Consider the following 12,443-nt stretch of genomic DNA (forward strand, 5'->3'; position numbering starts at 1 on the left):
AAGATAGGGGTAAGGTGAGAATTTTGGCAATAATTTTTTTGAGATGATCTCGTCTCGCTCTTAAGGATATTTCCCAGTGAAACCATACACCCACCCAAGGCTGAATTGGTGCTTTAATTACCGTGGTTAGGAAAATTAAGCCTAATAATACTGCCAAACTAACCCACTTTTCTGAGGCAAAGGGAGTTAAAATCATGGTGCGATCGACCAAAGATTGCACGAATCCATCTAAAGGTTGATCGGAAAGAACATTAAGAATCTGTCCGACAGCGTAGGGAACCATCAGATCGATAATTTCAAAGACACTGGAGGCAGCAATGCTCAAAAAGGCGGCTTTTTGATAATTGCGATAGTAACTGATAATATCCCGTAAGGAAGCCATAACATCAAGTAAATTGCCAATTTTTAACTTCTATCTGGTAACTGCTAACTGAAGAGACTAAAGGCACTTTTGGGATTGTTTTTCTGGAGTTACCATTATACTACAATACTACAAAAATCTGCCGACCTAGAAATTTCTAGGACAAAAGCCTTGTCATAGTCTTGTATTCTCAATCAGCTATTAGTCAGGAGACGATGCCAGATCAGCTTATATTTCATCCTCGTCAGAAGCACCAGAGATCAATTTATCTAAAATTTTGACGAATATTATCACAAAAATTAATAAATTTCTGAAAGGTTTTTAAGTGTTCAGTTTTATCGATACGCTTTTTTAATTGATTAAGATAGTATTGTTCTTGAGCTACCCCAGGAAATTTTTTAGAATAAGACAACTTTTTAGCTTCAAAAATAGACTTTAGATAAGCAAAATGAAAATCGGCATGATTTCTGCAATTAAATCTACCCATTAGTTCGGGATCATTTTCGTAAACATCATAGTGTTGAACATAATCAGCTAAAAGTCCCTGTAAAGGTTGTTTAGGATTAAATATTGTGCGATTGCCTAATAGCCATGTTTCAAGACAGCGATTTTGAATAATGATCACGATTTCAAGTTGTGCGGGGATAGTAATTTTTTTGGTGATAAAGTCATTAACATATTGTTCTCTTTCTTCGACAGTATCCTCATCAGCATCGAGACAGATGACTAGATAGTTATATTTGGATACTTCTTGAATTTTATCGATGGCGTTAGGAATTCCCTCATCAAGTATCGAGGGGTAGCCATTACCACTAATGAGATAGTAATTATTGTGATTGACTTGATCGTAAAACTTAACTCGCTTAATTTCGGGAATAAGATGAGTTAACCAGGCAGTATAAAGCTTTTTTTCGGTACTTCTTCCTTCAACTAAAAAATAAATATTCATCGATTAACTAATTCCTTGGGGAAATTCTTCTAAGACATTGATAAGATCAATAAAGGCTTTTTGTCGAGTTTTAGAAATATGAAAATCAGCCGCATTGTGTACCTGAATTACTCCTCCTTTACGAGTGACTATTTTCCAATAGCCAGGACTGATATTATTAATTATATAGGGATGATGACTGGTAATAATAAACTGTAAATCTCGATAATTAACTAATAAATCTTCTGTTAAAGTGTCCAAACAGTTAACCCCCAAACTATTTTCAAATTCATCGATTAATATAACACTGCCATCGGGAGATAATTCGATCGTTGCTAAGAACATCAGGCTTTTTATCATTCCAGAGGAGATATTTGGGTCTAAAATCCAAACATTAGAGTTTTTTTCTTTTATTTGTATGCGAGGTGGCTCTTCAAGTAAAACAATTCTATTTGATGAAACAATCAGATCACCTAGTTTCAATGGTTCTAAAAATTCTATTTTTAAATCTTCAACTTGAGGAAAAATATCTAAAAACTTTCTCTTTATTATCTCGAACGTATCGGGATATTTTTGATATGTGATCAGTAGTTTGTCAGAAATAGGAAGTTGACTCGATTGTAATTCAGAGAGAGAGTTATATTTGGCATATTCGTCGTTTTCCAAGATTTTATCAACTGCTGAATATGAGATATTAAACTTAAGTGGATTGAAAATCATTTTGTTAAATTCCTGTCGAACAGGGAAAACATCTTCTTCTTGATTGAAAAGCTCTATACAGCTTAAATAAGATGGTAGTTTTGGTGTCTTTGAATGTTTAAACTCAATTACCTCTTGATTTCTTGCGATCAAAACCTCTTGATCTTTTAAAAGAGTTTCCCTAATTATACTAACCTTATTTTCGCCGTCATTATTATTGACTTCATCTTCTTCAATCTTGATGAGAGAACGAGCTTTTCTAACCTCAAATTCACCCAACCAATGATAACGAACATGATCATTGGTTAAAAGTTCTACATCCCATTTTACTCCATTTATAGACTCACCATTAGCGATTCTTTTTAAATTACTAATAGCCTTTAAAATCGAGGTTTTTCCTGCACCTGAGATACCAACTAATAAATTCAAATCTGGAAAAAATTTGCAAGAATCTATACTTAATCCAGAGGATAAATCTTGATAGGATAATCTCAAAAGTTTCATAATAATTCCCCACTGCTAAAACTAAAAAGGGTGAGTTAATTCTCACCCCAAGATTTTACTGAGGATCGAGTTTTAGGACTGCCATAAATGCTTCCTGGGGGACATCAACAGTTCCGATCGCTTTCATCCGTTTCTTCCCTTTTGCTTGCTTGTCTAACAGCTTTTTCTTGCGGCTAATATCGCCACCATAACACTTAGCTAAGACATCCTTTCTTAAAGCGGGAATATGTTCACTAGCGATAATTTTAGAACCAATAGCTGCTTGAATGGGAACCTTAAATTGATGCCGGGGAATCAATTCTTTTAACTTTTCGGTTAAAGCGCGACCAACATAATAAGCTTTATCCCGGTGAACGATCATCGCTAAAGCATCAACGGGATCACCATTGACCATAATATCTAATTTAACTAGCTCATTTTCCCGATAGCCAATTAATTGATATTCCATACTAGCGTAACCGCGCGATCGAGATTTTAATTGATCAAAAAAGTCCGTCACCACTTCCGCTAAAGGTAACTCATAAATCAAAGCGGTGCGAGTTTTAGTAAAATAACGCATATCCTTGAAAACTCCCCGACGACTTTGACATAATTCCATCAAAGCGCCTACATAGGTTTCCGGAGTAATCATTTCCACTTGGATATAAGGTTCCTCAATTTTTTCCCGTTTTTGTGGGGAAGGTAACAAACTGGGATTATCCACTTCGACAATTTCCCCATCGGTAGTAGTGACCTGATAAACTACCGAGGGTGCAGTGGTAATTAAATCTAAGTTATATTCCCTTTCTAGTCTTTCCTGCACGATTTCCATGTGTAGCAGTCCCAAGAAACCGCAACGGAAACCAAAACCCATGGCACTAGAAGTTTCCGGTTCGTAGGATAGAGCTGCATCGTTTAATTTTAACTTTTCCAGCGCATCTTTGAGATCGGCATACTGATCAGCATCGGTGGGGAATAATCCGCAGAAAACCATCGGTTTTGCTTCTGTATAACCGGGTAAAGGCTCTTTTGCCGGTTTAGTGGTTAGAGTAATCGTATCACCCACCCGGGCATCAGCGACGGTTTTAATCGCGGCTGCCAGATAACCCACTTCTCCCGCGTGAAGTTCATTTACTTGTACCTGTTGCGGTGATAAAATTCCCAATTCATCGATCACAAATTCTTTACCAGAAGCCATAAAACGAATTTTATCGCCCTTTTTCACCCGACCATCCATGACGCGGAAATAGACAATTACCCCTCGATAAGCGTCGTAATAACTATCAAAAATTAAAGCTCGGAAGGGTTCTTCGAGGGTATCTTGGGGAGGGGGAACTAATTGGACGATCGACTCTAGAATATCATTAATACCGATCCCAGCCTTAGCCGAGGCACGAATCGCCTCACTACAGTCTAAACCCACCACTTCCTCGATTTCCGCCGCGACCCGTTCCGGTTCGGCACTGGGTAAGTCAATTTTGTTTAAAACTGGGATAATTTCGAGGTTATTTTCCAGTGCTAGGTAAACATTGGCTAAAGTTTGCGCTTCTACGCCTTGGGACGCATCCACAACTAATAAAGCTCCCTCGCACGCCGCTAGAGACCGAGAAACCTCGTAGGAAAAATCCACATGGCCGGGGGTGTCAATCAGATTGAGAACGTATTTTTGACCATCCTTAGCGGTATAATCCATGCGTGCCGCCTGTAACTTGATGGTGATACCTCGTTCCCGTTCCAAGTCCATATTATCGAGAAATTGTTCTTTCATCTCCCGTTGGGCTACGGTTCCTGTAATTTGCAGGAGGCGATCGGCGAGAGTTGATTTACCATGATCGATATGAGCGATGATGGAAAAATTGCGAATGCGAGAAACGGGAACGTCAGTCATCGTGGTTCACTGCTGGCAAAAGTCAGGGGTTTATAAAATTTTAGATTCCTTAATTCATTGTAGAGGTAAAGTCTCTAAGGCTGGAGCAAAAGCGAAAAGTAAAAGGTAAAAAAAGCTAAACTGCAAGTATAGTCAGGGTTTTGGCCTTAGCTTCCCCTCTCGGCATTCACAGGAAACTATGGTAGGCTTGATTATGGTGACAAAATCAGGGAAAGAGCAATGGCTAAGGGAAAGATGTATGATTTGTCCAAATCGGATTACTATAGGTAAACTCTTGGATAAGAATCCTCGACTGACGGGTAGAATGATAGATAGCAATCATTAATAGAGCTTATGAACGACAATGCTACACCGACTCAGCGCACGGCGGAGAAAGTTGAAATCGCTATTCACCTTGACTCGGAAGTTTTAGACCAGATTAAACACCTGACTAACGATCCTAGTCGCATTATCGAAACAGCGATTAAACAGTGGCTAAGAGGAGAGAAACAACCGGATGAGGACTTAACCCGTCATCTTCGACGCAATCCCCCCGTACCACCCAAAGGGGAATGGAATGACTAAGATTTTTCAGTCTCTAATAGGTTATTTCCCGACGGAGAGACTGAAATATTTTCTTAGGTCAAGCATTGATGGTAATTGAGATTTTTTCCCCAACTAAGCTGGTCATGCTAAATTCGCTGAGTATAGGCTACATATCAGGACAGGCAAAAGGGGGAATAGATAATCAGTTTTTAATAAACGGATTTAGGATCATTTTGCTGGGGTACTGACAGGAGGAACAAAACTGATGCGGATAGAAATTGAAGGAGCCGATGCTATCAAAGTTGCTCAGGATATCCTAGAGATGGAAGGGGTGCAAGGCAGCTACGAAGTTATCTCCGAAGAGGAGAAAGAGGGAACCCTTGCCACCATCGCCACCATCATCGGCATTATTAGCGGAACAATCACCATCGCCGAGAAATTGTACCAATTAAAGCGAAAAATTGACTCTCCTGAAACCCCGAAAATCGAACTGGTGTTAATTGTCAGCAAAAACGGCGATCGCCTGATGCTCAAAGATGCTACCCTAGAGCAACTACAAAAACTCTTAGAACAAGAAAAATCATGAAGATACTGCATATTGATCTTCAGGAGAGCGGTAGCAATAGGGTTGAGTTCTGGTTTTTCTGGGACAACCCCAACCAGATTGATTTCTACACAAGATCCTTGAGTGAAATAGACAACCTCAGTAAAAAGGCCGACACCGATTACTATACCCGTTTACCGAAAGACCACGCCAGAACAGGACAAGGTTTGTACCGATGGTTAGATGGTACGGAGCGCATCCTCCAGAACGAATTAGATAGCCACCGGGGAGAGAAAATAGTTCTGGCTATCAGCACCAGCAAAGGATTAGTCCATCTACCCTGGGAATTATTATACGATGATCAGGGTTTTCTGGTGTCTAAGTATCCCGCTATTGTTCCCCTGCGGTGGATGAAAACCGGTAATGAAAGGCTGTTAACTGTGGACAACAACCCGCAGGATCGAGCCTTAAATGTGGTTTTCATGGCAAGTTCTGCTAAGGGTGTAACGCCTATACTAGACTTTGAGGCAGAAGAAGGGAAGATCCTCAAAGCAACTAGAGGAAAACCCCTATCTTTAACCGTTGAAGAGAGCGGATGTATTCAAGAATTAGGCGAATTGATAGCCAGTAAAGATAGAGGATATTTCGATGTTATCCACTTGAGCGGACACGCCACCATCAAGGATCAGAAACCCTATTTTATTACCGAGACGGAATACGGAGATAGGCAAGATACCAGCGCCGAAGATATTGCCGGAGAATTACAGTTTAATTTACCTAAGCTTTTGTTTTTATCAGGGTGTCGTACAGGCTACTCCGATGGTGATGAGATCCTTTCGATGGCCGAGAAGTTATTAGAAAAGGGAGCTAAAGCTGTTTTGGGGTGGGGTCAACCCGTCAGGGATAACGAAGCTGCTGACACGGCGGCCATCCTCTACGAAAAGCTTTCCCAAGGCTTTACTTTAAGCGAGTCGTTAGCTTTTGCCTATCAGAAGTTATTGGGAAATCAGGCCAGGGATTGGCATTGTTTACGCCTCTATGTGAGGGAAAGTATCCCAGAAGCTTTGGTAAAGAGAGGACAGAAAAAACCTTTACCTCCCGTATCCGTTGTTGACCAATTTGTGGACCCAGAAACGAAATATTTGCGGGTAGCCAAACGGGAAACTTTTATCGGTCGCCGCCGTGATCTTCAGGATTGCTTGCAAGTGCTGAAAAAACCCTTTGATAATCCTAAAGCAATTCATAAGGCCGGGGTTTTCCTGCAAGGTTTTGGTGGTAACGGGAAAAGTACCCTCGCCGCTCGTCTGTGCGATCGCCTTCCAGACTATACTAAGCTTGTCTGGCATCAACAAATTGATCAAACTAGCTTGGTTAATACCCTAGCTGATAAACTCGATAGCGAACAGCATCGCGAGACCTTAAGGAATCCTAACGAAGAACTTAAATACCGATTAAGGTATATTTTTAGGCTGTTAAACCAGTCCCCCCTTTTGCTCATCCTCGATGATTTCGAGTGGAACTTAGAATGCCCTTCATCCAGCGATGACTATATCCTTAAAGCAGGGGTAGCCCCCCTATTACAAGCTCTCGTTTGGGCGATACAGGAAACCAATTACTATCATCGCCTGATTATTACCTCGCGCTATACCTTCAAATCCCCTCTATTAGACAAATTTTATCATCTGGAGTCTTTGCCCTCTTTCAAATACAAAGAGTCCGATTTAGAAAAGAAATTGCGGCGGTTAGAGCATTTTAGTTCAGGTAAGATTGATGAAAACTATATAGAAAGAGCTTTAACCCTTGCTGATGGCAACCCCCGTCTGTTGGAATGGCTCAATAATGAGGTTTTAAGTTCAGGGGAGATAGATACAAAGTTGCGGTCATTTGAGAATGAATCTGATGTTACTTGGCGCGATAAGATAGTCTGGCGGTTAGAGGAAAAACCGCAACTATTGACGGATGAAGCTCTTGAAAAAGTGGTCAGTAATTGCCTAATCTATGAAATTCCTGTCCCTTTGGCTGCTTTAGAAGCGGTTTGTCAATCGGTTCCCAACTATCAGAAAAAATTACAACAAGCACAAGATAAAGGTTTGATCGAGGTAATCCACAATGACGACAGAGAAACCCTCTACCGCGCCTCCCACATCAAACATATTAACCCCCATATCGAGCTTCCTAAAGATGCAAGTAAGCTTTCTGATTTAGAGAAAACGGCAGCCAAGGTTTTAACCGAACTTTGGGGGAATAAAGAGAACAGAAATGAGGAAAGATGGGCAGAGATTTTTCGTCTCGTCTTTGCGGATAAAGAAAATCCTGAAAGGTTTAGGGAACAATTCGATAAGATGATCTCGGTACAATATAACCGAGAAGCTGATCGCGCCTACGAAAAGGAACTGAGAAAACACAGGCAATATCTCAAAGCAAATACAGGGCAAATCTATCAAAAGTTAGAGGAGTACCTAGAGCAACAGGATTGGAAAAAATCCGACTACGAAACCGCTTTCATTATGTACCAGTGGATGGTTATAGAAAATTATGATGACTTCTATGATCTTTTTAGTCAGGTATCCCTAGAGGTAATCGATGAGATTGACCGTCTCTGGATGGACTACAGCAAAGGGAAATTTGGCATTAAAGGACAGGCCAAAATTTACCGTGACCTTGAAGGGAAAGAAGAATATAATCGGGAAGTATGGGGTAGTTTTGGCGATTGCATAGGTTGGCGACAAGGAGGTATATGGTTGGAGCTTGAAAATATAGAATATCCTGCCACAGCAGACTTGAGCGACTTTACATTTCCAATTCTTATATACCATCACTTTTACCAAGGTGGGGGTGGGGGAATTGTTTATGGAGCGAGGAGAATTTCTACGTTAGCTTCAAGACTTGAATCCCAAAATATTTAACTTAGGTGCTAACAATCGGGTAAAATTCTATTTAGAGGCTATAATCAGTGCATCCATATATTGACGTAAGTATAAGGTAACTTCTTGAAATCCAATTTCTGAAAGTTCAGAGATTGTTTCATCTTCATAGCGTATTCTATTAGGTTGTTCATCCGTAGTATAGTGCAACATAACCTCTTTCAGGAGATCGAACCTTTCAGCAGATACAAGGACTTCAAAGAATTTATCATATTGCCACTTTATATCACGGTTATGCTGTTCACCTCTTTGCGCGATTTTATCAGCGTCTAATAACTTACCTCCAATGAGAAGCCGACTATATAATAGTTGAAATACTTGAAAACGATAGAGTGCCAACATATTGTGAAAAGTGAATCCAGAAACAATAAAATTAAAGTTATTCAAAGGATAACTTTGCAAAAAGTTTAAAACATCATCCTGAATAACAACAAGAGTATCTTGAGATAGGTAATGTGAAAGCCTTGAGCGGATTTTTTGAATCATCGAAGGTTCGTTATCGATAGCGATTATCTTAATATTTTTTGCTTCAGATAGGATCATCTCAGTTAATTCTCCATCGCCACACCCAATTTCTAGGATCAGCGATTCCTTTGGGCAAGAGTTTTGATAGTTAATTAGTAGTTTGACTAACTCTTGTCTTAACTTTTTAAGATGAGGACGAGCAGATTGCCAGAGACTATAATCATCACCTATCTTGCCGTCAAACCTTCTTTCTATAAGTTGATTATTTTCCATAAATTATAACTTAGCTATTTTGGTGTACATAGTCAGAGACTTAATTTTGCTGAAAGACTTGCCGAACATAATATTTAGCTTTTGATGGCAATTCGCTACTTCCTCTAAACGCTTAACTTTGGTACTTTGACTCACTCCAATTATAGCATATCTTTACAATTGCAGAACTTCCACAAGCAAACTTAAGATACATATCTTATTTGAAAGCAAAGCTAGACTCTAGCCTACTATTAATGATGTATTCTCCTCATAATAATGCTGCGGTTTCCAAGATTAAGAATATCAGGTATCCCTTCAATTTCTACAATAAAATGTTCCACAAATTCATGTCGTACATCTTCACGAACTCCTATTTTACTCGTCCATCTTCCAGTGTTTAATTGCCGACAGGCGTGAGAGGGCCTACCATTAATAGTATAAATAGCGATTTTTTCAACAAAAAAACCGTTAGGACTAAACTCTAAATTAGGATCACCAATTGGGCAAACTTCAAAAAGCTCGGTCATATAGGCATCTATGAAGGCACTTAGAGTGTTCTCCCTTGCTACTCCAGCTGGCCAATATTCAGTCTCAAATCCATCGGGAAACCACCAACGCTCTTGATCATTTACTGCCCAAGCAAAGGAATTGTAATAAAGAGTTATCGGACTGGTTATATGACTATCACCGTTAATGATTACAATACACATACTTTTTAAATAGATGATTTAGTGTTCATTAATATATCCCCTTTAATATATCCCTTTTGGATACCCCAGTGCAACCAAGCATCGATCATCTCCTTAGACTTACCCCGGCTGTCTTTAGGAACCGGATCTTCACCAGAAATAGCTTTTAATGCCCAAAACCAACGGCTAGGAAGGCTTTTTGGCTCTTTAAGATTTTTGAGCAAAAATGGTATAACATCTTGCCCCATTCCAATAATTCTCTGATAGTTAGGATGTATAATCGCCTCATGGGTTGAGGATAAATGACTTGTTTCATTAATCCAATCTTCAGCAAGACTTTCAAACTCCCTTAGTCTCTCTGCCCGAGTTTGTTTGTTAACTAATATGGCAAGTAAAGAAGAAAAACTTTGTAAAAAGCTAAGATTATTATCGAATAGCTTGAACTTATATCCAAAAAATAGAGCAATAGCTCCGATGAATTTTCCCTCAAAGAAAAGTGGGAAAACGCCAAAGGCTTCAAGTTTTGAATCTTCAAAATGTTTTAAATCAGTTTGAATAAACCGATTATTGTTTTTCTCCTCATGTACTCCTTCAATAAATTGACAAGTATTTGAAGAGATTTTTTCTGCAAACTCCTTTCCAACCTCTTCAAGATAAACTCGACATGAATTACTTACTCCAGATACTTCAGAAAATCGTAAAACTTCCACTACTTCAGAAGACAAGTTTTTTCTGTAAAGAATGGCAACTTTATATGGAGTCTCGTTGCCGACTAAGTATTTGAAAATTTCGTCATACATCCTTTCTTGATACTTGTCAAAGGAATCAACTGGGATAATATCTGCAAGGTATGTCAAGTAATTGAGTATATTAATCTCAGAATCCCTGTGAATATTAGATAGTTTAGCAGAGGCGACTCCTGCTAAGAAAGCTACTGTACAGGGATCAAAGCTTGCCAGATCGTCAATATTGCCCTGATCATCAACTTTGTTTATAATTCTCAATACTCCATAGGTTTTGTTTCGTCCATTCAAAGGTAAGGCAATGGCAGAGATTAATTTGCCTAGCTTATCAGAATATTCCTGCCTATACTTCAAATTTTCATACTGGAAAAGCTCTCCAGTAACCTTCCCATATGATCCATCAGATGGATTAGCAGCGCTGCCAGTGAAACTCTCCCCTTTCGCATACCTCTCTTCTTGTAGCCATGTATCATCTATTGGCTCACCATTAACGTCTTTGCCTTGAATGGCAAAACGCTCTAGTACATCATCCTTAGAGATTAAAAAAATCGCTGCAACTTGACACTTAGCTTCTTCACAAACTTTTTTTAGAATATATTTTACCGTATCTTTCTTATTGCTTGTAAAATTCATTAAGGCTTGCTCAAGTTGTTCAAAATCAGAAAGATTGTCTAATCTTTTTGTTTGATAACTTATAAGGTCGTTTCTAGTATTTAAAAATTGATTAGCCTTAGTTGCAGTATCGTCACATTTCTCACCTTGTAAACTCTCAGGCATTTAGTTGCTCCTTGAAATTTAGTCAGTTTACTCAATATCCCCATCACACTCAAACTGAAATGTCGAGGCTGATGAGAATAAAAGTATTATGGTTAATTAAGAACAATCATGCTAATGATAGTTTTATCTATCAATCATCGAGTGTAACATGGATTTACAGGTTTGTCAATTGTAGTGTCTTCGAGCTGCCATCTTTGTGCCGATCACTCATCACCGTTAGATGCCCTTGGTATAGTTAAGCCGATCAATGCCCTGGAACTCAATACTTCTCGGATAATAATACGAGGCCAGGGGAGATGGGTTTTCAACTTTCTCCCCTGCACCGTGCTTTCTTGCAGTCTCAACCAAAGATTTAAGATCGATCGAGAAATATCGCCCGCTGCGGGTTGTGACAATTAGTCAAGATGAACTGATGAGCCACCTCAATAATTTCTGGACTATTGGCCTCCCACTCCTCCCAGAGGGATAGCTAACCCGTTGGAGCTTTCTTCCCTTTTTTGGTAATCTTCACTGCTGCCATTAATTTACTCCCCCAATGGTCTTGGATTATCGTTAATCTTGTGGATTTTCAATGTTTCGGGCAGCATGAAGTACCGCAATAACATCGATTTGCTCAGGCTTGATATAATAAATTATGCGATAAGAACCCTCGATAACTTCTCGGATCTGCTCAGTTTCAAACTCCGGAACAAGACGACCCGAAAAGGGAAAATTAGCGATCTGTTCTGAGCGTCTGGTCAATCTTTCCACCAGTCTTTGAGCATATTGAGGGGAGTTTTGTGATATGTAGTTGTAGATGGATGATCAATGATTAACGGCGGTTTCTGTGCAGAAAACTTTTATGGCTCTAGCTTGAATTTAGTGCGTACTTCTGCCACAGAAATAACCTTTTCCGCCTCACTATCGGCTAATCCTGCTTCAATTGCCTGTCTCACATAAATCTCATACATCAAATCATCCCATGTAGAATTTCTGGCAATTTATCGATTAAATTTCTGGCTTTTTGTTTAATGTTTTTTATTTCCATGATGGTTTCCAAAATGACTCCTGACAATGGATAATTATCAACTATTCATTATTAATTAAAAGGGCGATCGCAAAATTACGCCTTCTTAAAAAAGAGATTAAACACCTTCAGCAAAACCCAAAGGTTGAAACTGAGTAT

At 39.3% G+C, this 12,443-nt stretch carries 11 protein-coding genes and 1 pseudogene; 3 read left to right on the plus strand and 9 right to left on the minus strand.

The window, feature by feature from the left end; translation table 11 throughout:
• The 4 genes and pseudogenes from IM456_RS16325 to lepA form a co-directional block, all read right to left on the minus strand.
• Nucleotides 1-382 (minus strand): annotated as a pseudogene (locus IM456_RS16325) (ABC transporter ATP-binding protein); the annotation flags it as partial.
• A gap of 244 nt (nt 383-626) precedes the next feature.
• The gene (locus IM456_RS16330) at nt 627-1,310 is read right to left on the minus strand and encodes a hypothetical protein (RefSeq protein WP_149988202.1); all 684 of its coding nucleotides are present in this window, start codon (nt 1,308-1,310) and stop codon (nt 627-629) included.
• Between the two features lie 3 nt (nt 1,311-1,313).
• The gene (locus IM456_RS16335; protein ID WP_287693302.1) at nt 1,314-2,492 is read right to left on the minus strand and encodes an AAA family ATPase; all 1,179 of its coding nucleotides are present in this window, start codon (nt 2,490-2,492) and stop codon (nt 1,314-1,316) included.
• A 55-nt stretch (nt 2,493-2,547) separates the two neighbouring features.
• Nucleotides 2,548-4,359, minus strand: coding sequence for a translation elongation factor 4 (gene lepA / locus IM456_RS16340; protein ID WP_287693303.1), 1,812 nt, complete (start codon nt 4,357-4,359; stop codon nt 2,548-2,550).
• 333 nt (nt 4,360-4,692) lie between these two features.
• On the opposite strand from lepA, the gene IM456_RS16345 reads away from it, so the two are divergent.
• From IM456_RS16345 to IM456_RS16355, 3 genes are all read left to right on the plus strand, one after another.
• Nucleotides 4,693-4,923, plus strand: a complete 231-nt coding sequence (locus tag IM456_RS16345) for a type II toxin-antitoxin system CcdA family antitoxin (RefSeq protein ID WP_002732463.1) — start codon at nt 4,693-4,695, stop codon at nt 4,921-4,923.
• A gap of 226 nt (nt 4,924-5,149) precedes the next feature.
• Entirely contained in the window at nt 5,150-5,470 is a 321-nt protein-coding gene (locus IM456_RS16350; RefSeq protein ID WP_287693304.1) for a hypothetical protein, read from the plus strand.
• The gene (locus IM456_RS16355; protein ID WP_287693305.1) at nt 5,467-8,334 is read left to right on the plus strand and encodes a CHAT domain-containing protein; all 2,868 of its coding nucleotides are present in this window, start codon (nt 5,467-5,469) and stop codon (nt 8,332-8,334) included. The genes IM456_RS16350 and IM456_RS16355 overlap by 4 nt, the downstream gene beginning before the upstream one ends.
• A gap of 27 nt (nt 8,335-8,361) precedes the next feature.
• On the opposite strand, the gene IM456_RS16360 is transcribed toward IM456_RS16355, so the two are convergent.
• From IM456_RS16360 to IM456_RS16380, 5 genes are all read right to left on the minus strand, one after another.
• On the minus strand, nt 8,362-9,090 hold the full coding sequence (locus IM456_RS16360) for a class I SAM-dependent methyltransferase (protein WP_052276598.1): 729 nt from the start codon (nt 9,088-9,090) through the stop codon (nt 8,362-8,364).
• 3 nt (nt 9,091-9,093) lie between these two features.
• Entirely contained in the window at nt 9,094-9,225 is a 132-nt protein-coding gene (locus IM456_RS16365; protein WP_002744308.1) for a hypothetical protein, read from the minus strand.
• A gap of 95 nt (nt 9,226-9,320) precedes the next feature.
• Nucleotides 9,321-9,779 (minus strand): DUF7689 domain-containing protein, encoded by a 459-nt coding sequence (locus IM456_RS16370; protein WP_149988199.1) that lies wholly within the window; start codon nt 9,777-9,779, stop codon nt 9,321-9,323.
• Between the two features lie 5 nt (nt 9,780-9,784).
• Nucleotides 9,785-11,278, minus strand: a complete 1,494-nt coding sequence (locus IM456_RS16375) for a hypothetical protein (RefSeq protein ID WP_079205815.1) — start codon at nt 11,276-11,278, stop codon at nt 9,785-9,787.
• Between the two features lie 552 nt (nt 11,279-11,830).
• Complete coding sequence (locus IM456_RS16380; RefSeq protein WP_287693306.1) at nt 11,831-12,028, minus strand: type II toxin-antitoxin system RelE/ParE family toxin; 198 nt, start codon at nt 12,026-12,028, stop codon at nt 11,831-11,833.
• Between the last annotated feature and the right edge of the window lie 415 nt (nt 12,029-12,443).

It is taken from the genome of Microcystis sp. M079S1 (assembly GCF_020246425.1).
In the GTDB taxonomy this organism is placed as follows: domain Bacteria; phylum Cyanobacteriota; class Cyanobacteriia; order Cyanobacteriales; family Microcystaceae; genus Microcystis; species Microcystis aeruginosa.